At 64.6% G+C, this 20468-nt stretch carries 22 protein-coding genes; 12 read left to right on the top strand and 10 right to left on the bottom strand.

The genetic code is table 11. The annotated features are described in order from the left end of the window. Positions 1-8: 8 nt before the first annotated feature. Both KNO15_RS03295 and KNO15_RS03300 read right to left on the bottom strand, forming a co-directional pair. Positions 9-407, bottom strand: coding sequence for a riboflavin kinase (locus tag KNO15_RS03295; protein WP_241702019.1), 399 nt, complete (start codon positions 405-407; stop codon positions 9-11). After that, on the bottom strand, positions 404-928 hold the full coding sequence (locus KNO15_RS03300; protein ID WP_241702020.1) for a flavin reductase family protein: 525 nt from the start codon (positions 926-928) through the stop codon (positions 404-406). Before KNO15_RS03300 ends, KNO15_RS03295 begins: the two co-directional genes overlap by 4 nt. 141 nt (positions 929-1069) lie before the next feature. Between KNO15_RS03300 and KNO15_RS03305 the strand changes: the two genes are divergently transcribed. Further along, complete coding sequence (locus KNO15_RS03305; protein ID WP_241702021.1) at positions 1070-1648, top strand: PadR family transcriptional regulator; 579 nt, start codon at positions 1070-1072, stop codon at positions 1646-1648. A 120-nt stretch (positions 1649-1768) separates the two neighbouring features. Here KNO15_RS03305 and KNO15_RS03310 read toward each other — a convergent pair whose 3' ends face one another. From KNO15_RS03310 to KNO15_RS03325, 4 genes are read right to left on the bottom strand one after another with little or no spacing between them, the layout of a single operon-like run. Further along, positions 1769-3133, bottom strand: a complete 1365-nt coding sequence (locus tag KNO15_RS03310; protein ID WP_241702022.1) for an NtaA/DmoA family FMN-dependent monooxygenase — start codon at positions 3131-3133, stop codon at positions 1769-1771. Positions 3134-3176: 43 nt separating this feature from the next. Continuing rightward, complete coding sequence (locus KNO15_RS03315) at positions 3177-4028, bottom strand: ABC transporter permease (RefSeq protein ID WP_241702023.1); 852 nt, start codon at positions 4026-4028, stop codon at positions 3177-3179. After that, entirely contained in the window at positions 4021-4806 is a 786-nt protein-coding gene (locus tag KNO15_RS03320) for an ABC transporter ATP-binding protein (RefSeq protein WP_241702024.1), read from the bottom strand. The genes KNO15_RS03315 and KNO15_RS03320 overlap by 8 nt, the downstream gene beginning before the upstream one ends. Beyond that, positions 4803-5912 carry an ABC transporter substrate-binding protein gene (locus tag KNO15_RS03325; RefSeq protein ID WP_241702025.1) on the bottom strand — a complete coding sequence of 370 codons (1110 nt, stop codon included), beginning with the start codon at positions 5910-5912 and terminating at the stop codon, positions 4803-4805. The genes KNO15_RS03320 and KNO15_RS03325 overlap by 4 nt, the downstream gene beginning before the upstream one ends. Before the next feature lie 93 nt (positions 5913-6005). Between KNO15_RS03325 and KNO15_RS03330 the strand changes: the two genes are divergently transcribed. The 9 genes from KNO15_RS03330 to KNO15_RS03370 all read left to right on the top strand — a co-directional run bounded on the left by KNO15_RS03330 (position 6006) and on the right by KNO15_RS03370 (position 9972). Then, positions 6006-6362 carry an NUDIX domain-containing protein gene (locus KNO15_RS03330; RefSeq protein WP_241702026.1) on the top strand — a complete coding sequence of 119 codons (357 nt, stop codon included), beginning with the start codon at positions 6006-6008 and terminating at the stop codon, positions 6360-6362. A 36-nt stretch (positions 6363-6398) separates the two neighbouring features. Then, a complete protein-coding gene (locus KNO15_RS03335) occupies positions 6399-6701 on the top strand; it encodes a hypothetical protein (protein WP_241702027.1) in 303 nt (100 codons plus the stop codon). Positions 6702-6751: 50 nt separating this feature from the next. Next, complete coding sequence (locus KNO15_RS03340) at positions 6752-7297, top strand: AAA family ATPase (RefSeq protein WP_241702028.1); 546 nt, start codon at positions 6752-6754, stop codon at positions 7295-7297. A gap of 36 nt (positions 7298-7333) precedes the next feature. After that, entirely contained in the window at positions 7334-7630 is a 297-nt protein-coding gene (locus tag KNO15_RS03345) for a hypothetical protein (RefSeq protein ID WP_241702029.1), read from the top strand. 21 nt (positions 7631-7651) lie between these two features. Further along, positions 7652-8185 carry a LysM peptidoglycan-binding domain-containing protein gene (locus tag KNO15_RS03350; RefSeq protein WP_241702030.1) on the top strand — a complete coding sequence of 178 codons (534 nt, stop codon included), beginning with the start codon at positions 7652-7654 and terminating at the stop codon, positions 8183-8185. Positions 8186-8360: 175 nt separating this feature from the next. Continuing rightward, positions 8361-8540: a hypothetical protein gene (locus KNO15_RS03355; protein ID WP_241702031.1), complete on the top strand. Its 180-nt coding sequence runs from the start codon at positions 8361-8363 to the stop codon at positions 8538-8540. Positions 8541-8601: 61 nt separating this feature from the next. Continuing rightward, on the top strand, positions 8602-8856 hold the full coding sequence (locus tag KNO15_RS03360; RefSeq protein WP_241702032.1) for a Smr/MutS family protein: 255 nt from the start codon (positions 8602-8604) through the stop codon (positions 8854-8856). Positions 8857-9017: 161 nt separating this feature from the next. Next, positions 9018-9464, top strand: a complete 447-nt coding sequence (locus KNO15_RS03365) for a GNAT family N-acetyltransferase (RefSeq protein WP_241702033.1) — start codon at positions 9018-9020, stop codon at positions 9462-9464. Positions 9465-9585: 121 nt separating this feature from the next. Then, a complete protein-coding gene (locus KNO15_RS03370; RefSeq protein WP_241702034.1) occupies positions 9586-9972 on the top strand; it encodes a hypothetical protein in 387 nt (128 codons plus the stop codon). Between the two features lie 1250 nt (positions 9973-11222). Here the strand turns inward: KNO15_RS03370 and KNO15_RS03375 are convergent. The 3 genes from KNO15_RS03375 to KNO15_RS03385 all read right to left on the bottom strand — a co-directional run bounded on the left by KNO15_RS03375 (position 11223) and on the right by KNO15_RS03385 (position 12686). Then, entirely contained in the window at positions 11223-11405 is a 183-nt protein-coding gene (locus KNO15_RS03375; protein ID WP_241702035.1) for a hypothetical protein, read from the bottom strand. Positions 11406-11439: 34 nt separating this feature from the next. Next, complete coding sequence (locus KNO15_RS03380) at positions 11440-12006, bottom strand: hypothetical protein (RefSeq protein WP_241702036.1); 567 nt, start codon at positions 12004-12006, stop codon at positions 11440-11442. 500 nt (positions 12007-12506) lie between these two features. Then, the gene (locus KNO15_RS03385) at positions 12507-12686 is read right to left on the bottom strand and encodes a hypothetical protein (protein ID WP_241702037.1); all 180 of its coding nucleotides are present in this window, start codon (positions 12684-12686) and stop codon (positions 12507-12509) included. A 1061-nt stretch (positions 12687-13747) separates the two neighbouring features. Here KNO15_RS03385 and KNO15_RS23270 point away from each other — a divergent pair. Then, complete coding sequence (locus KNO15_RS23270) at positions 13748-16453, top strand: ATP-dependent DNA helicase (protein WP_241702038.1); 2706 nt, start codon at positions 13748-13750, stop codon at positions 16451-16453. A 55-nt stretch (positions 16454-16508) separates the two neighbouring features. Here KNO15_RS23270 and KNO15_RS03395 read toward each other — a convergent pair whose 3' ends face one another. Then, the gene (locus KNO15_RS03395) at positions 16509-17411 is read right to left on the bottom strand and encodes a tyrosine-type recombinase/integrase (protein WP_308220419.1); all 903 of its coding nucleotides are present in this window, start codon (positions 17409-17411) and stop codon (positions 16509-16511) included. Between the two features lie 745 nt (positions 17412-18156). Between KNO15_RS03395 and KNO15_RS03400 the strand changes: the two genes are divergently transcribed. Then, positions 18157-20226 carry an AAA family ATPase gene (locus tag KNO15_RS03400; protein ID WP_241702040.1) on the top strand — a complete coding sequence of 690 codons (2070 nt, stop codon included), beginning with the start codon at positions 18157-18159 and terminating at the stop codon, positions 20224-20226. The last annotated feature ends 242 nt before the right edge of the window (positions 20227-20468 follow it).

Consider the following 20468-nt stretch of genomic DNA (forward strand, 5'->3'; position numbering starts at 1 on the left):
GCGGGGCGTCAGGACGGGCGGTCCGTCCGCAGGAGCGGAAGCAGCACGACCCGCGAGCGCCGGATGTCCTCCGCGCTGTACCGGATGAGCTCGGCCGGCCCCGAGAAGCGCATCGTCGGCCGCAGTCGCCGCACCGCCCACACCCGGACCTCGGTTCCGTAGAGTGCGCGCGCGAAGTCGTGGATGTGGACCTCGATCCGCCTGCCCGCGGTGTGCCCGAACGTCGGGTTCTCGCCGACGCTGACGGTCGCACCGCGCAGGACCGCCGCGTCCCCGATGCGGACGATGGACGCATAGATCCCGTCCTGCGGCTCGTCGCCGTAGACCTCGGCGAGGTTCGCCGTCGGGAAGCCGAGCTGACGGCCGCGCCGGTCGCCGGGGACGACGACGCCACCGAACACCGTCATGACGAGGCGGCGATGCGGTGGAAGGCGCTCTGGTGGAATACGAGAGGCGCCACCTCGGGGAAGGCCTCCGCTCCGTGCACCTCGAGCACCACGATCTCGTGGTCTCCCCCGTCGAACGTCTCCCGGACGCCGCACTCCAGCCAGAGCGCGGCTCCGTCGATCAGGACCGCGCCCTCTGCGGTCGGGTGCCAGTCGGCGCCGGCGAAACGGTCACCCGTGCGCGCCGAGAGCTGACGGCACAGCGTCCCGTGGTCGGCGCCGAGCACGCTCAGCCCGAGCCGCGGGCGGTCGGCGAGCACGGGCCAGGTCGATGAGGTGCGTGCAACGCTCACGGCCACGAGTGCGGGCTCGAGTGAGATGGAGGTGAACGAGTTCAGCGCCATCCCGGCGGGCTGTCCCTGGTTCAGGGCGGCGACGGCGACGACGCCGGTGGGATAGGACGAGAACGCCCGGCGCAGCGTGACCGCGGTCGCCGGATCGACGCCCCCGCGCTCCTCGGTCGGTGAGGTGGTGTTGCCCATGAGTGTGCTGCCCTTCTTCTGACCGGTCGGTCGGCTCCTTCGCGCGACCAATTTAGTCAAGTTTGTCTATATCGAAGAATACTACCTAGATTTGATTAAGCAAACAATCGCGAACCCGACGGCATGGCTAGACTCGAATGCATGTCGACTACTACCCGGCTCGTGGTGCTCGGAGCGGTCCACCAGTTCCAGCCCGTCCACGGATACTTCCTCCGCCGCGAGCTGATGACCTGGCATGTCGACGAGTGGGCGAACATCCAGCCCGGCTCCATCTACAACGCGCTGCGCTCGCTCGAGAAGGACGGATACGTCGCCGAGAACACCACGGAGGTCGAGGGCAAGCGCCCGGCGCGCACGACGTACACGATCACACCGGAGGGCGAGGTGGAGTTCCTGCGACTCTTCCGCTCCGCGCTCTGGGAGGTCGAGGTCTTCGACACCAAGCCGGTGATGTCGATCGTGTCGTTCATGCACGTGCTCAGCCGCCGGGAGGTCATCGAGGCGCTGGAGCACCGAATCACGAAGATCGACGCGATCGTGCTCAGCAACACCTACAACATCGAGGACACGGCGCGGTCGTCGACGACACCCGACTATGTACGCGAGATCTTCGAGCTCTCCACGATCCGGCTCCGCGCCGAACAGCAGTGGGCGCGGGACCTGCGCGAGCGTCTCCTCGCCGGCGAGTACGTCTTCGCCGATGAGAAGGCCGCCGGCTGAGCGCACGGCAGAGCGCGTCCACGGCCCTTCCCGGCCGCACCCGTGCCGCTGGGGACAATGGCGAGCGGCTGCCGGAGGCGGGGTCTCCCCCACGTCCGGCAGCCGCTCCGGTCCTGCCGCCTACGCCACCGCTGCGGACACCGCGGCCCGGTGGCCGGCACCCGGGTGGTCGGCGGGCAACGTCGGCTCCGCCTGGCCGATGAGCCGCTCGCGCAGCGTCGTCGCCGCGTAGCCGGTGGGGGCGACGCCGCGCTCGCGCAGGATCGGCAGCACCAGCTCCACGAAGTCCCTGGTCGAGCCGGGCTGCACCTGCGGAGTGAGCAGGAAGCCGTCGAGGTCCGCGCCTTCCGCCAGCTCGCACAAGTGGTCCGCGACCTCCTCGGCGCTTCCGACGAACGGGGTGACCCCGACGCCGTGGGCATGCCAGTCCTTGAGCACGTCGCCGACGGTCTGCCCGGCGAAGCGGGCGATCTGCGTCTGGGACAGCTCGGTGCGCAGATCCGTCATCGGCGTCTGCGGGTCGTACGACGACAGGTCGAGCCCGGTGAACCACGCGTAGGAGGCGACCGCGACATCGGGACTCTGGGCGCCGAGGATGGCGTCGTACTTGCGCTGCGCCTCCTCCCGGGTCGGCGCGACCACGCACGCGAACGCCGACATCAGCTTGACCGCGTCCGGTCGCCTGCCCGACGCGACGGCCTCGGCGCGAATCGCCCTGACGTGCTCTGCGAGTTTCTCGGCCGTGCCGCCGCCGAGGAAGATCGCCTCACCGTGCTTGCCGCCGAAGGCGCGACCGGCCGGCGACGTCCCAGCCTGGAACAGCACAGGCGTCCCCTGGGGCGTGTACGACGTGTTGCCGAAGCCCCGGGAGCGGAAGTACGGACCGTCGTGCTCGATGCGGTGCACCTTCGCCGGGTCGGCGTAGCGGCCCAGCTTGTCCCGTTCGAGCGCATCCGGCTCCCAGGCGCCCTCCCAGAGCTTGTAGACGAGCTCCATGAAGTCGTCCGCCATCCGGTAGCGCTCGTCGTGGGCGACCATCGGGACACCGAATGCTTCGACGGCCGTCTCCGCAGTCCCGGTCGTGACGACGTTCCATCCGATCCGGCCTCCGGAGAGGTGGTCGAGGGTCGCCATCCGGCGTGCGAACGCGTACGGCTGCTCCAGGAGCGTGGAGCCGGTGATCACCAGACCGAGCTGCTCGGTGGTCGGGATGAGCGCCGCGGCGACGATCGCCGGGTCGAGCCGAGGGAGGTCGAGGCCCTCGACCGAGCAGATGTCCGGGCGGGAACCGTTGACGTCGGCCCACCCCCAGGCGTCGGCGAGGAACAGGAAGTCGAAGTTCGCGTCCTCGCAGATCTTCGCGATCTCCTGCCAGTAGGCCAGGGTGTCGAAGAGGTGCCGCTTGTTCTCCGGGTAGCGCCAGGTGGCGGTTCCGGAGTCGTTGGCCTGGGCGTTCTCGAAGAGCCCGAAGCGCAGTTGTCTCATGTTTCTCTGCTTCCTGATTCTGGTGGGTGGTCCTTGGGTGAGCTCAGCGGGCGACGGTCTCGCCGTCGCTCCACCAGAGCACCCGCTTGCGCACGATGGCGAGCAGCGAGACGAGCACGACGCCCATCACGCAGAGCAGAGCGATGCTGGCCCAGGTCACCGGCAGGTTCGCCTGTGCGGCGGACACGGTGACCAGCGAGCCGAGGCCGGCCTGCTGGCCCGCTGCGACGAACTCGGCCACCGCAGCGCCGACGATGGCGAGCGGCAGCGCGATCCGGAGGCCGGCGAAGAAGTAGGGCATGCTGCCCGGGAACCGCAGGTGACGGAAGATCTCCCAGCGGCTGGCGTGGAGCGTGCGCATCACGTCCAGCGCGCGGCCGTCGACCTCCCGCAGTCCCGCCAGCGAGTTGACGAGCATCGGGAAGAAGACGACCAGTCCCGTGACGATGTACTTGGGCGTCATCCCGAAGCCGAACGCCACGACCAGGGCCGGCGCGATCGCCACGATCGGGGTCACCATGACGACGACGACGAGCGGCATCACAGCACGCTCGACGATGTTGAACTCGGCCATCACGACCGCGAGCAGGAAGCCGGCGAGGATGCCGGCCGCCGCACCGATCACGATCTCCTGTGCTGTCACGAGCATGTTCGCGGCATACATCCCCGCGTCGCCCACCAGGCTGGCGCCGATGGCGTCGAGTGTGGGGATGACGTAGGGGTTGTTCAGGGCGACCAGCTGCCAGAGCACGGCCGCGATCACGAAGGCGATGAGCGGCGGGAGCCAGAACCCGACCCTGGTGCGCTTGGCGAGCCCCGGCCGCGCGAACGGGCCCGACCTCGGGGCCGACGCGCTCCTGATCCGTGCGGTCGCCATCGTCGGCGTCTCAGACATGGGTCTCCTCCATCACACTGTGCAGGGTGCGGCGCACGTGGCCCTCGAGGTCGCGGAACTCGTCCGTCGCGTACGCCTCGACCGACCGAGGGCGCGGCAGGTCGACGTCGATCACCTCGGCGATGCGACCAGGGTGGGCCGCCATCACCACGATGCGGTCGGAGAGCATGATCGCCTCCGGCACCGAGTGGGTGACGAACAGCACCGACTTGCGGTTGGACTGCCAGAACTCGAGCAGTCCGAGTCGCTGCTGGTCACGGTTCATCTCGTCGAGAGCGGAGAACGGCTCGTCCATCAGCAGCACGCCGGGGTCGAACACGAACGCCCGGGCGATGGCGGCTCTCTGCTGCATTCCGCCGGAGAGCTGAGACGGGTACTTGTGGAGCGCATGACCGAGTCCGAACGAGGTCAGCAGCTCCTCCGGGTGACGCAGCGTGCGCCCGGCGTTCGCCTTGGGGTTGATCCGCATCGGCAGGCGCACGTTGTCGAGGACCGTCTTCCACGGCAGCAGCGCCGGGGACTGCGGCACGAGCCCGATGAGCTTGTCCCTGGTCGCGGTCTTGACGCTCTCGCCGTCGACCGTGACGCTCCCCTCGTCGGCCGGGATGAGGCCGGCGACGATCTTGAGCAACGTCGACTTGCCGCAGCCGCTGGGGCCGATCACCGAGACGAACTCGCCGCGGCCGATCGTCAGGCTGACGTCGTCGAGGACGGTGGTGCGGTTCCCTTCCGGGCCGAAGCTCTTGGAGACTCCGGAGATCGCCACTCCGCCGGTCATTTGCCCGGCCAGTCGAGCGTGCCGTCCTTGTACAGGTCGGCGACGAGGGAGGCGTCCATCATGGTGGAGATCGGCGGCAGGTCCTTGACCCCGCCGTACTTCTTGACGAGCGCGTACTCCGGCTTCCACTCGGCCTCGGTCTGCACGCCGGGCGCTCCCGCCGTGCTCTCCTTCACCCACGTCGACTCGACGCCCCAGGTGCGGGCCTGCTGGTCCTTCGGGAAGGCGGAGCCCTGGTTGTTGTCGGCGGCGAGCTTGGAGATCATCTCGACGCACTTCTCGCTGTCGGCGAGGCAGTACTCGACCGCTTTGAGGTCGGCGCGCATGAAGTCGGAGACCACGGCGCGGTTCTTCGTGAGGAAGTGCGTGTTGACCTCCATCACGTTGTACGTGCCCTTCACTCCGTAGTCTTCCGGGAGGAACTCGGTGAACGGCAGCTTCGCCGCGCGCAGCTTCTCCGGCTGGTTGGAGGCATAGCCGACGATCGCGTCGACTTGGCCGCGCGTGACGACGGTCGGGTCGTAGTTGGTCATCTTGACCAGCTCGACCTTGGACACGTCGACGCCGGCGTCATCGAGCATCGCGGAGGCGATGGGCGTGAGGTTGATGAAGTAGCCGAGCTTCTTGCCCTCGAGGTCTTTGAGGCTCTTCACGTTCTCGTTCGCGAAGATCGAGAACGGCGATGTGGTGCCATAGGTGGCGACCGCGGTGAGGTTCTTGCTGTTCGCGGCGGCGAGCATGACGTCGGACGCGGAGCCGAGCGCAGTGAACTGCGCCTGGCCGCTCGCGACGAGCTGCTGGCCGTTCGCGCCGGACGCGTTGATCTCGACATCGAGGCAGAGGGCCTTGAAGTAGCCGAGCTCCTTGGCGAGGAACACATCCATCTGCCCTGCGCTGGCGGAGTAGCCGTAGCCGGAGATGTAGGTGATCGGCCCGGCGGCGCGGTTGCGGTCGCACGACGCCTTGTCGATGAGGACGCCGGCGTCGTCGCTGGACGCGGGAGCCCCCGCGTTTCCTGCGCAGCCGGTGAGGACGAGGAGCGCAGCGGCGAGGCCGACTGCCCCGGCGGCGAGCCGCCGCGTGCTCGAGTGAAGGTGGGGGGTCACGGGGATCGGATTCCTTCCTTGCCTGTCCGTCGTTGGATGGCACAGTCAAAATAGCATAGTCAAGCTTGACTGGCAAACATCCCAGGAGCGGGCATGCGCACCTTCCTGCTCGCGCGGCACGCCATCACCGAGCTGTGGAGCCTGATCGGCGGTGGCATCGAGCCGGGCGAGGATCCCGCCGACGCGCTCCGGCGCGAAGTGCTCGAAGAGACCGGCGCCGAGATCCGGATCGTCCGGCTCGTCAGCGCCTACGGCGGCGACGAGTTGACGGGCGAGTACCCGAACGGAGATCGCGTCGGGTACGTGACCATCGCGTACGAGTGCGAACTGCTCGGTCCGGCGACACCGGACATGGTCGAGCTCGTGGAGCTCGGCTGGTTCGACCGGGAGGCGATTCCCGCCCTTGCCCGGCGCGAGTGGATCGACCGGGTGGTGGCTGACGCCGAGTAGCCCTGCTGCCGCAACCGCCGACTAGAGTTCGGTGGCATGGACGACGCGGTGCGCAACGCGCGACTTCACCGACCCGTGGTCGAGGCGATGCTCTTCGCTGCCCAGCACCGTACCGACCTCCTGGAGCTCTGCGCTGCCGTCGAGGGCGACGACTCGTCACTGCGAGACGCGATCATGACGACGTTCGGATTCGACGAGGTCCAAGCTGACGCGATTCTCGCGATGCAGGTCCGGCGCTTCACCCCGCGGGCGATCGAACGGTACCGGGCGCTGCTCGCTGAACTGGACGAGCGGATCCGCGGCTCCGGGACGGGCACCGACAGTACATCGCGCGATTGAGGCGCGTTCGCGAGTCCCCCGAGCGGCGGCCCGCGACCTAGAGTGGAGCCATGCGGCGACCGACTCTCTTCCTGATGGTCGGCCTGCCGGGCAGCGGCAAGACGACGCGGGCGCGCGATCTCGCACGGGAGCACAGCGCGGTCCGGTTCAGCCCGGACGAGTGGATGAAACCGCTGTTCGGCTCCAGCGACGTCGACGGTCGCAGGGACATCCTCGAAGGCCGGCTCATCTGGACGGCGAGCCAGGTGCTCCTTCTCGGCGGGAGTGCGATCCTGGACTTCGGCTTCTGGGGCCGCGACGAGCGCGCCGCGCTCCACTGGTTCGCCTCGGAACACGGAGCTGCGACCCGGACGATGTACACGAACGCTGACACCGAGACGTTGCTGGACCGCGTCAACCGGCGCTGGCGGGACGATCCGGGCGCCACCTGGGTGATGGACGCCGACTCCTTCACCGAGTGGCGCGCGGCCTTCCAAGAACCGGCCGAGGACGAGCTCGACGGGACCTGGCGCCCCCTGCCACCACCCGGTTTCGAGACCTGGCGGTCCTGGATGAGCGACCGCTGGCCGACCTCGGTGCCGCAACCGGCCCGCTAGCATCGTGACCAACCGCAACGAAGGGGGACGTGCATCATGGAATCGAAGCTGCGACCGAAAGTGGTGCTGTGGTGGGGCATCGGCCTCACTCTCGCCGGGGTACTCGTGACACTGCTGCTGCCGCAGCTCGCCTACACGGCCGCCATGCAGCCGAGCGCGGCAACACGCGTCGACCAGGCCCTCCTCACGGTGCTCGATCTGGTGATCCGCGTGGTCGGGCAGGTCCTCTCACCGCTCGGTGTCGCGCTGATCGGCGCGTCGGTGGTGATGGCGTACGTGGCCCTGCCGGCGGCGAGGCGCACGGCTGAAGCCGAGCCCCCGACGTTCGACTGACGTCATCGGAGCAGAGACACGATGGCGCGATCGGTTGCACGAGCGGCCGCCACGGCGCTGGTCGTCGCGCTCGCGCTGACGGGATGTACCTCGACCGCGCGCGTTCCCCTGCTGATCCACACCGCGAATCACCCCGCGACACCGACGCCCGCTGCATCCTTCACGCCGACCGCGACACCCGCTCCCCTCGCGACAGCCGCCTCGTGTCAGGGCTGGGGCTTCTGGGAGCGCGACTACGTCAGCGAGGCGCAACAGCCCGTCGACTGCGGGCCGATCCAGTACGCCACGGGAACCGCCGAGCTCGACGCCAAAGGTGTGCCGGTGGCATACATCGTGGCGCCTGGTGACATCTGGGAGTTCATCGCCAAGCGCTTCGACGTGGGCACCGCGTACCTCACCTCGATCAACGCCGTCCGGCGCGAGGATGTCACGGCCGTCTATGTCGGCGACACGATCAACCTCGACCCGGCGACGATCACCAGCGTCGGCGACCAGAACGGCGTGGTCTACCACCACGAGGACCGGCTCCCGGAACCGCATGTTCCGCAGCGCTGAGTCGTCCTTCGCGCCGACCGGCACGCGTCGCTACGTGCGCGCTGCCTCCCCGCCTGGCCTTCCGCTACCGTGAGCGCATGCGAGGGCGATTCGGCACGCGGTGGCAACGGCCGCTGCACGCGGCAGAGGTCCTAACGTTGGTCGGTTCCCGACTCCGGCCAGGAGGGACGACCGAGTGATCGCGCTGCTCGTTCACGCGTCATGCGCGAGCCCGCCGCCGAGCGGGCAGGAGTGCAACGACACGGTGGCTCTCGACATACCCGTACCGTCGTGGCTGCCGCTCGCGATCCTCGCGGCGATCGTCGTGGTCGCGGTGGTGATCGCGCTGGTCAGAACGCGCTCGAAGCGCTCGTGAGCGACGGCCGTCCAGCCAGCCAGGAGCGAACGGGCAGCGGCCGCGGGTGCAGGATGGGCAGATGAAGCTGACGCTCGACCTTCACGACATCTACAACCGGGGCGGCGACATCGATCGCGCCCTGCGCGCGGTCATCGCGGACGCCGTGGCGAAGAAGGCTCCGCTGGTCGAGATCATCCCGGGGAAAGGATCGGGCGCGCTGAAGAAGAGGGTCCTGCGCTTCCTCGACCGGCCGGAGATCAAAGCGCAGTATCACCGGGTCGAGAAGGACTCGAAGAACTTCGGCCGGGTCTTCGTGCATTTCCGGTGGAAGTAGGGGGTCGGGGTCTGAGCGAGGACGCTCGGGAACGACGAAACCCCGGTCCGGTCCGAAGGTGGGTAGCAGTGTCACTCTGTCGCGGACCCGTCGTCGATCACCACCGAGATCCGGTCCATCCTCTTCGGCGGACCGGCCGGGCCGAGCGATACGGTGCGACCATGACCGACGACATCCACATCCGCGTTGCCGACGCACTCCCGGACGCCGACCTCGACGCGATCGGGAGGCTCCTGCCGCAGTTGTCATCGACAGCGACGTTCGACCGCGGCCGCGTCGAGGCGATGCTCGAGCACGACGGCACGGACCTCATCGTCGCCCGCGAGGACGGGAGGATCGTCGGCATGGCGACGCTCGTGTCCTTCCCGCTGCCGACCGGCGTCCGCGGTCACCTCGATGACGTTGTGGTGGACTCGCAGCTCCGCGGCCGCGGCATCGCCCGGCTGCTGCTGGAGGCCGTGATCGTGCTCGCTCGCGAGCGAGGCCTGCGGACACTCGACCTCACGTCGAGGCCGAGTCGCGAGTCGGCGATCCGGCTCTACGAGTCGGTCGGCTTCACGCGCCGCGACTCGGTGCCGATGCGGTACTCGGGCGATCTCACGCGGTAGCCTGCAGTGACGATTGGGGGGTCGCATGAGGGTCTCAGGACGGCGCGGTTCTGCAGTGGCCATGTGCGTTCTGGCCACGGCGGTCCTCGCTGGCTGCACGCCGCTATTCGCGACGTGCTCCATGCCCGACATCAGCCCGCCTCACGTCACCGTCGACACGTCGATCTGGCTGCGTCTGCACCCGGGCGGCACCGTCCATGCCTGCTACGCCGGCTCCTGTGATCGCGAGGACGGGACCAGGCCATCGATCGAAGTTCTGGCCCCCAGGACGATGGACCTCACGAAGAAACACGAACTCGTGGTCACATCGACCGCTGAAACAGGCGTGACGCGGGAGGCTGTGCGGATTGCGCTCGAGGTCGTCCCGGGGCCGAAAGGCGCGCCGTGTCCGCTGCCCGACCAGTGGAGCCGTCAGGTCCTCATCGGGGCCGACGGACGGATTCAAGTCGGCGGTGCGGACGACGGGCACATCATCGTCCCGACGTCGGCGGAGACGTCCGGTCCCTAGACCGGAATGCAGGGCTCTCGGCGACGAGCTGGCTTCGGCGAGCGGTGCGGTGCGGGTACGTGCGGGTACACGAGCTCGACCGGTAGGGTGCGGTCATGCGGCACCGGTTGAGGGTTTTCATGGCGTCCGGAGCGTTTGCTGCAGCGATGCTGCTCGCCGGTTGTGCGCCGTCCATCGCCGAGCGGTCGTATCCCGGCCTTCCGACCGGTTCGCCACCACTGGTGCCGTCCACTGCCGAGCCTGGAGAGATCGCGCTTCCTGACGCGGATCTCGGTCCGCGGGTCCAGTGGGCCGACGGCGGGCGGCTCCTGGCGGTTTCGCTCTGGGGCAGCTCGTCGTGTCGGGCGGAGCCGACAGGGCTGACCCAGGTCGGCCGGGATCAGCTCACGATCGAGATCACGAAGCGCTCCGGGTTCCTCGGGAACTGCACGGCCGATCTGGCCGTCGCCACGTACGAGATCCTGGTTCCCGACACATGCAAGTGCCCGACTCGCGGGCTGATCTCCGGACTCGTCGCCCATCGGGGACGAGCCCAGCACGCGACTCAAGCGCTTAGCTCGGGGAAGCAAGAATCCCCGGGGCGCATTCGCTCCTCGGGAGATTTTTCGTCCGGGTGCTCGGGCCGCTCTCGCGTGTAACGCCGAAAACGTCACACGCCGAAACTAGAGAAATCCCCGGTCACAGAGGAAAAAGCCTCACTTCATCCCTGCTGTGGGAGCACCTGTAACGCTTCCCGTAACGTGCAAGCTCGGCACGATTCCGCCGCTGACCAGGGGAAAAGCGCAGATGTCACGGATGTAGCAGTTTTTCGGCGAAACCCTATGCACACGTGTGAGCAGGCGCGCATGTGTGGAGTTTCCCGGAATCTGCGTTACATCCGTTACAGATCTCTCTTCTCTTCCCTCTATTTGGTTGAGAAATCAGGGAAAGAGGGCGGCAGCGGCTGTAACGGTTCGCGAAAGGCGTCGCTCAGAATCGTTACACGCAGCCCCTGCCCGAGCTCGCGTAAATGGCCCCTGACCGGGTAAAACACTGCGTCGACCTCACGAATCACGACTTGCAGAAGCGTGACAAGAACCGTTACACCGCCTGACCTGAGCCCTTCGAAGGACCCATCAGGCCACCAGGCGGTCCCCTGCCCGAGCCATCCGACTCGCACGGCGGGTCGCTCTAGCGATCAGCGTTAGGCAGCACCATCACGTCGATGCCTCGGAGCTCGACGCCACCATGGGGCTTTCATTGCCTCTCGCTTAGGGATTCCGCCCTACCCGCCCGTTCAAGCTCGTCGGATCGACGCCATCGCCCGGGAGGCGCTGAATGCCGCCCCCGCTCGGCAGGCGCTGGATCGTGTCCTCGCGCAGTCGGCCGGCCGGCGGCTCGTACTCACGCTCGCGCTTGAACCAGTTGGCGATCCGTTCGCGGATGCTGCTCACGCGCTGGACACTACACCCGCCATAGCTCGTAGCGTCATCGCTTCCCGCGCGGCAGCAGCATCACGTCGGTCTCCGGCACCTGGACGAAGCCGATGCGCTCCCAGTGACGGAGCAGGCCCTCGAACTGAAGGACGTCCTCCACGAGCTCGTCGGAATCACCTCCGGCCATCCGGGCGGGCGTGAGCGCAATCAGATCATCTCGGAAGATCCGGGCGATGCCTCGGATGAAGTCGTGGCTGATCCGGAAGCCGCGGTACTCCTCCACGACCTCGATGTAGTCCACGATCACGAGGCTTGTGGCGAAGGTCGATTCCTCGTCGATTGCAGCGATCCGGCCGCGGTTGAAGAACGCGCCGCCGACTGCCTCGAGGCTGCCGCTCTCCGCGTCCAGCGAATCGAGCCAATGACCGCTGAGGTCCACGCGCGCGAGCTGCGCCGTCGCGAGCACGGTCTCTGTGCCCTCGTCGTCATAGTCGTCGTCCTCGTAGTCCAGCCGCTTGAGGGTGGCTTCCCAGAGCTCGGTGGCTCCCTGCCCGTATCGACTGCTGAAGCTCAGCTCGAGCACAGGGTCGTCTCCGATGACCCCGCCCAGATCCCCCACCGATGCCTCCTCGCCGCGGACTGTCGCTCAGTGAACCACATCCCGGGCATGCGACTCGGCAGGTCGGGTGTCTAAAGCGATACAAAGAATCAAAAGGGTATAAAGCCCGCGGACCTGGCCGTGCCGACTGTAGCTCCGTACGCGTTGCTAGCCTTGCTCCCACCGCGCCCGCGGCGCTGAACGAGAGAGGGCAGTAATGGCGACGAACCGATTCAAGATGATGAGAGAGATCGAGGCAGCGCGAGACGCTGTCCGGGAGGTGGCGGACCAGTCTGACGACGAGCAGACCAAGAAGCTTGCTGGGGCAGTCGACAAGTTGGCGACGCAGATGCTCTGGTTGCTGCCTGAGCCCTGAGCGGCTCTTGTTGGGGGTCGTGAGCGGCGCAGCAGACAGCCCTCGGCCGTCAACTCACTCTGTGGCTGGCGAGGCCAAGAGCCGGCTCCGCCAAGACTTTGTCCTGATCCCCGCCAGTTAGGTTGTCCGCGTCGACGTCTCGGGCCTACTTGAAGTGCGACGCGATGAACACGACCGCCCAGAACAAGAACCCGGCCGCGCCGATGATCATCCCCGCGATCGCCAGGCCCTTGCCACGGGCGCGACCCTGCGCCGCAGCCCTGAACCCGCGGCCGGAGAGCGCGGCGCCGAGCGCACCGATGAAGCCGAATACGAACAGGCTCACGCAGGAGATCACGAAGCCCCAGATCGCCAGCTGACTGAACGGCAGTCGCTGAATCAGCTGGGCCGGTGGGACCTCGGCGTTCGACGGCTCGGCTGCAACGATTCGGACTCATCCATAGTGTCTCCCCCTCATACGGCGCGTCGCGCCGGCTGGCATGACTGTAGCGGAGCAGACGTGCGGGCCTGACGGAAACCGTCGTGTTGCCCGCCAAATAGATTGTCCCGTTCGCGAAAACTGACAATCTGCGTGGCGGGAAGACAACCTATGTTGGCGGTTCGCCATCAGCCACATCTCACTTCAAGGGGTCGGGTTTTCAAGGCCGAGTATTGACAGAAACAGGACTTTTCAACCTCCGCCCCGTTTTGCCATAGGTCGGCCAGAGAATCGGGATATGGAGCGGATCGAGCCGAAGAACGACGAGGAGAGCAGCGTCGGCGCTTCCGCCGAGCTCGTCATCGTCCCAGCCGGCACGGTTGTTCCGGCACGCGAGAGCGCCCCGCTGCCCGAGCACCTGCTGGCAGGCGTCAAGGAGAACCAGGCGCTCGCCTTCGCAGCCAGCACTGCCCGCAGCTACGCCAGCGACTGGGCCTCCTTCGAGCGTTGGTGCGACGCGCACGGTCAGTTCCGCTGCCCGCATCGGGCGAGACCGTCGCGGCCTACATCACCGACCCATCACCGACACGGGCTGCCGACGAGCCGTGGAACCCGAAATCTCCGTTCGGCGAGACTAGTGAACCCGACCAGTTCGAGCTGGCCAGCACGGCCCGGCGCGACCTCACCTCCTACTGGCCAACGAGAACAGCCCGTAGTGGTTACGTTTGGTTTGCCCAATCCGTATCCGTCGCGACTTTTCGGGCGGAGCGCTCGGCTCATCCAGGTTCCTGGCCAGGACGGTCGTTACGAACGCCAATCACGGGTCCGACTTGGGCCTTTCCAGCCGCGCACGGCGAAGCACAACTGAGCTACTGAAGAAGTCACGCACTAATCTCCGCCGACACCGGTGGTCCTCCGGATAATCTCATTTCACCTGTTTGCCGCATAAATGGAAGCGATTGGGCGAAGTGAGCACTACAGAGCAACACATCCATAGCATCGACGGTGTCATCTGCGCTAACATCGCGGCCCTTGCGGATGACCGCGCACTCCTCTCCCAGAACATGCTGTCCCAGCTTCGGAATCTCGTTGAAGGCGTCGCAGTTCTAGCTCACACGAAGTCGCGGGAAAGCCAGTACAACTACGCCGCCATCGAGGCCGCCGTTGCCTTCCTGAAGGGGCAGGGGAAACTGGCGTTTCTCAGCCGCTTCTACCGGCTGCTTCAACCAAGTGCGTCGCACTACACCTTTGACGGAGACAGCTCCGAGCGACTGATGCTCAAGTACTACGAGTATCTCCATAGGGTCCGGGACCTTCTTAGCAAGGACTTCGGGCTCGAGACCTTGGAAAATCTCGAAGACTTTCCGGTTGATCTGGACCCATCACTGCGGGAGTACCACGAAAAGATTGCCGAGCGTGTTCGAGACTCACGCAAGGTATCTGGCGCCGGAGACCCGTACGCGCGTTACTACATAATGTCGTCGCGGCCATTCTTTGTGGGCGGCCGAATCTACTACGAAGTAACTTTCGCCCTCCCTTCCGATCGTCGCTCGATCAGCAAGGTCGACCGCGTGATCGCGTTCACCGAACATGACATCAACGACAAGCATGCTGCAATGCTTGCGCTTCGGACGTCCTCGATAAGTGTTCTTGGTCAGACCATGCCGATCATCCTCATTACGGCTTGGGAGGTCTCTATCCGGGGCTGCGAGTTCAACAACTTCGCCAAGTTCTTCGGACCAAAATCCCGCGTCAGCACTACGAGCAACGAGTACAAGAACCTGATGCAGTACCTCACGCAGACGGAATCCACGCTGCTCGACGTGGTGGACCTCCCAGACGACACCTACCAACAAGTCAAGAGCTGGGCTCTCGCGGATTCAAAGACGCCCCGCATCTACCCAATTCTGGACAAGGCCCGCGCCTTTATTCGGGCGCAGGAGCCCGGTTACCTCCTACTGCGCTACCTGCTGCTTTCAATGAGGAACGCAGTGCTTCGCCAGCAGTACAGCTCTGCTACTTGTTACAAGCTCTCCAAACTGCACTTCCAGTGGGGGTGCATTCCGTTCGAGGAAATGCCCTTCTGCACCAATCCATTGGGACACCGTCCACGCCTCTGGGATCTCCTCGAAAGCATCGACTCGTCTGGTCGTTCGCATGAGATGCTCGCGCGCCGAATCAACAACAATGTGGATCGCCGCGGTATGCTTTACACGCCGTTGTCCGATCTTGAAGACTTCGGTGACGAAGTCCTACCGCTAATCGAACAGCACAACTCGCTGCTCTTTGACAGTGCCAGACACCAGGCACGCCGGCTGGAAGTCGACCGCGGCCACGTGTACATCCGGGGCTACGAGAACGACATCGTGGAAATTGTCGAGCAGATCCAGAGTCATGCCTCTAAGGGGGTCGGCGGCTGGGAGAAAGCGATGTCGCAATGGATCGCAGAGCGTGCGACACCGATCGACGACGAAAGTAAATCAACGGCGTTGAAATCTCTCTTCAAGGAGTCACGAGTAGCCCTCGTTTATGGCGCAGCCGGCACCGGCAAGTCAACGATGGTCAACTACATCGCGAACTACTTCAACTCGAAGCCAATGTTGTTTCTTGCTAACACCCACCCAGCGGTCGACAACCTTCGGCGGCGCGTGCAGACGCAGAACGCAGAGTTCCGTACCATCGCCAGCCATAAGTGGTCCGCCTCATCGACCGAGTACGAGGTGTTGGTCATCGATGAATGCAGCACCGTCAGCAATGAGGACATGCTCGATGTGCTGGCCCGAACCAAGTTCAAGTTGCTCGTCCTCGTCGGAGACACCTTCCAGATCGAGTCGATCCAGTTCGGCAACTGGTTCAGCATCATGCGGTCGTTTGTGCCGAAGCCGTCCGTGTTCGAACTGGACAAACCATGGCGCACCGACAACGCCCAGCTACTGGCCCTCTGGCAGAAGGTGCGGAACGTCGACGAAGACATAACCGAGACGATGGTTCGCGGAGGGTACTCCACGACTCTCAATGCGGAGCTCTTCGGAAGGCGACGCGCTGATGAGATAATCCTCTGTCTCAACTATGACGGCCTCTACGGCATCAATAACGTGAACCGGTTTCTCCAAAGCACCAACCCCAGCACACCGGTTGAATGGGGCCCGGCAACGTACAAAGTCGGGGACCCGATCGTCTTCAATGACAGCGAACGGTTCAAGCCGCTGATCTACAACAACCTCAAGGGAACAATAGTCGGCCTTGAACGAGAGCCCGGGTGCATCCGTTTCGAGGTAGATCTGGCGCGAACGGTCACTGAACTGGATGCATTGGGCCTCGACCTCACCTGGGTGCGCGACTCCGTGGTGGCTTTCGATGTCTACGAGCTCGCCAACAGCGACGATGATGATGCGCCCCCGAACACATCTGTGCCCTTCCAGGTCGCATACGCCGCGTCCATCCATCGAGCCCAGGGCTTGGAATATGAGTCGGTCAAAGTGGTGATCACCGACGCAAACGAGGACGACATCTCGCACAACATCTTCTACACGGCGATCACGCGAGCTCGAGAGTACCTCCAGGTGTTTTGGACTCCCGAGACCGAGAAAGCCGTGGTAGCAGGGTTGACCCCCAAGTCGAGTGCAAAAGACGTCGCGCTGCTGATCGCCAGGCGAGGTCTAGTTCGCGCGTGAGCGCTCCCACTAGCACTCCGGGTGCCCCTGGAGGGACTCGAACCCAACGATTCCCTTAGGACGCTGGCGCCTCGTACAGTCTGAGCATCAATCGCGGGTCAACATCGGCAATCGCATGTTCGTTGAGACGTTCGGCAACAGCGGTGAGGTCGTCCTCAAGGAGGTAGGCGTAGGTGTCAAGTGTCATCGCCGCCGACTTGTGTCCGAGCATCCTTTGAAGCGCTTTGACGTTGGCGCCAGCGCTTACCGCGAGACTCGCAGCTGTATGTTTCAGGGCGTGCGGTGTGAGATGGTCTAGACCCGCATCGCGAAGAGCGTTGTTCCACCAAGACGGCCGCCGAAACGCAGTATCCGGCCGAGGTAGGAAGCCGCCCGATGCCGCTGGGAAGATTAGCGCGTCCCTCTTCCCATCGGCCATTCGGGCCGCTATGCGCGGCGCTAGAAACTCGGGGAAAGGAACCGACCGAGCCTGCCAGCTCTTGGGTGCTCCGATGTGGATACGCCCTTCCACCTCAGTCGCCGTCCGATAGATCCTGAGCCTGCGCCTTGCCAAGTCCACGTCGCCTGCTGTGAGGGCCACGGCCTCGCCCCACCGAATACCGGTGTAAGCGAGCGTGAGGATAAGGGTCTGCCGGACCTCGTCTGGTGCCGCGGCGGCAAGCCTGAACACCTGGTCGTGAGTCAGGTAGCGGCGACGCGGGGTCCAATCGTGGTGGGGCAGGTTTGATAATCCGCGAGCAGGATTTGTTCCTATGCGGCCGTCCCGCACGGCCACATCGAGAATCCCCGCCAGCACGCCAACTGACCTAACCACCACGCTCGCGGAGAGGGACTTCCCACCTGCGATTGAGCGCACTCGAGCGGTCGGCGCGACCCCTTGACCGAGCTGACGAACCCATTTCTCGACGGCGGACGGAAGTATTGAGCCGATGGGAGTGGTAGCCCAACGAGGCGCCACGTATACCCGCCACGCGGTTCCTAAAACTCGCAGGCTTCAAGGCCTGCCGCTTGTTCTCGAGCCAGTCGTCAGCCAGCTTCCCGACCGTTATTCGCGACGCGGACGGCATCGTGAGCGCCACGCCTGGCGGCCGCTCCATAGAGCTCACATAGCTCAGAGCCGCGCGCTTGGTCCGAAATCCGCGCTTCTCGTGTTGGACACCGGATGGATCGCGCCAGCGAGCTCGATAACGCCGACCATGCGCAGATTCATATGCTGTCGCGCTGCCCATCCATTACCTCGGTCTTGCTGAAGCTCCGACCGAATTGCCCTGCAACTGACAACTCGTGTACTGGCAGCATAGAAGAGACGGATTCACCCGGAAAGACCCCGTCACTGGTCGGTGACGCGCCACCGAACGAGGGGCAGCCCGCCTCTCAATGGGGCGCGATAATCGCAGTTATCCCGATCAATTCGCCCACCCGGACACTTGCTGCGGCGAGGACGAAAGCGCGATGCGCGCTCGCAAAGAAGCGAGTGACTGTTAGCGGACGGGCTACGGGAGTCGGCTGTGCTGCCCCGCTCGCCGCGCCGCTGGGATCTCCGCAGCCTGAATGAATGAACGCTTCCCAAGCCTGCGTGCGGCGGGTGTCAGGGAAGCGGACGTCGCCGCGCGACACTTCACGATCCCATACGGCTTTAGGTGCTCTTCGGTAAAAACCAAAGGCACGTTTTGCGGGCGGGTCGGCGCGGATAGTCTTGCGTCGTGCGACCCGAAGACGCGAACGAGACATGGCTCGACGATGAGGAGTTTCCCTCAACGCCGGATTGGAGCTTGGGGCAAGCGTTCGATCGCATACTCGCCGAGCAAAGCGAAGCTCAAGAATTCTCGCGGTACAGGCATTACCACGAGTTGGTGGCAGAGAGCGTCCACGGCCTGCGAGGGGAAATTCTCTCTTCCATGGACGATTGGGCTCGCGAGCAGCAATCGCTGCGGCCCAGTCGTCTAGAGGTGCTTGAGAAAGCGAAGCGAGCCTCGCGCATCACGCTTTCCATATTGGTGGGACTTATTCTGGCATTCGTCATCTTGGCTGTGCTCGGAATGACAATCGGGGGATTTCTTCCCCTCCTTGGAATATTGGCTCTCTTGATTGTCATCTTGGGCATTGTTCTGTATGCCGATTCGCGCGCCGAGATACGCAAGGCGAAGGCATCACTCGAGGGGCTTGAGGCTGACCTACAGAATGAAGCAGAACAAATCTTGGGTAATGGGATCTCGGATGCTTACGCGATTGCCTTACGCAACCTCCTTAGCTCAGAGGGTGTGCTGGAATTTCCGACCGAGGCACCTAGGCTCGTCGAGTTGAATCCGGATTCCATCGTCGCTTCGCGCTCGATTACTCATGCGCAGACGTTTGTGATGAGCCACGAAACGTCCGCTCTCGGTGTATCAGGGCCGCGCGGTGTTGGAAAGTCCACGCTTCTTAGCGCCGTGGTACGAAAAGCGCGCGCTGCAGGAGCGCTAGCTGTTCTGCTGCCTGCACCGGTTGAATACTCGGTGACGGATTTGCTGCGTAGTGTCGCGTACGCAATCCGCGACGAGTGTGCGCAGAACGACTCTTCAAGAGCTGAACAGCGATCGAGAAAACAACGGATATCGGCAGGAATTGCCGTCACACTAAGCGGGCTCCTGATCCTTGTCGGCGCCGTTCTGCCGGCCGTCGCACGAACTGTTTGGGATTGGTTTCTGGAGCTGTGGCCGTTCATGCTGGCGACGGTTCTGCTCGGTGCAGGGGTGATAGTCATAGTGAGCGGCTTCTCGGCACGATCAGCCGCATGGCGCCGACCGGATCCATCCGCGCGTATCAGGACCCTGGTTGCTGACCTCGAGTATGAGGTGGCCCGTTCAGGAGCACTAACAGCAAAGGGATGGGGGGTCGCCGAATTCGGGTTCACTCGTTCCAGATCTAGGAGAGCTCCCACTCATTCCGACATAGTGGCGGGTCTGCGAACTTCCCTAGCGGCCCTAACGTTACGCGGTACAAGACGAGTAGTGATCGCGATCGATGAGCTTGACAAGCTCCCGTCGCATGAGGCGGCTGTCCGCACCATCAACGTGCTCAAGGACCTTCTCCATTTTCCGGGCGTGCATGTGCTCGTGACGGTCTCCGACGAAGCAAGGTCTTCGTTCGGTCTCGGACACGCCGAACGCGACGCTTTTGACTCAACCTTCGACGCGATACTTGAAATCGACCGCCTCACCATTACCGACTCCCGCCAAATCATTGACTCTCGCGTTGTCGGGTTCCCAGAACAACTCCTCATTCTCAGCCACATCTCGGCCGCGGGACTGGCGCGCGATCTGATCCGAAGCGCGCGAAACTTCATTGACGCCGCGTCTGAGTTCGATTCAACGCCCCCGTGGCATGACCTCGCCCGTGCTGTGGTGTTCCGCGAAGGGCAAGCATTACTCTCGTCATATACGCGCCTGGCGGTAGACCTGTCCGATGTGCCAATTGCTTCAAAGGCACTCGACGATGTGGCTAGGCTCCAGGGCGCCGATCTATTGGCGACCAGACTGCCGACTGGGCTGAGCGATCCCCTCGCGAGCATATATGCCCGTCAAGCGATTCAGTTTGCAACAATTGAATGGTTGCGCCTGGTCGATCTGAACGACCTCCCCCGCATCGCGGCAACCGTAGAGAAGCTTCGCGACGCGATACTCCTAGCCTCCCAACACGGAGGCGGCGCAACAGCGCTACAGCTTATTTCAACCGTCCGGCTCCCCGACATACAAAAGCCCTCGAGCGGAATGGTGCCGACTACCGAGGGCTAAGCAATCAGAGCCGATCGGAGTCCGACGACGTCATGGACGTCTTACGTTGACTCAGACGTCCGGAATTTCGACGTTCACGTCGCGCTGCGGGACCTCAACAACGCCATCGACTTCCACCCCACCGCGTGACGTCGTAGTTCTTTGGCGCCGGGCCGGCGGGGGTTCTGATGACTTGATTCGGCGAATTAGCGCGCTCTCCATCGAGTTGCGTTGGCTTGTTTTGGCGGCAACGCTGTGGTCGA

The organism is Leifsonia shinshuensis (assembly GCF_022606355.1).
Lineage (GTDB): Bacteria > Actinomycetota > Actinomycetes > Actinomycetales > Microbacteriaceae > Leifsonia > Leifsonia shinshuensis_B.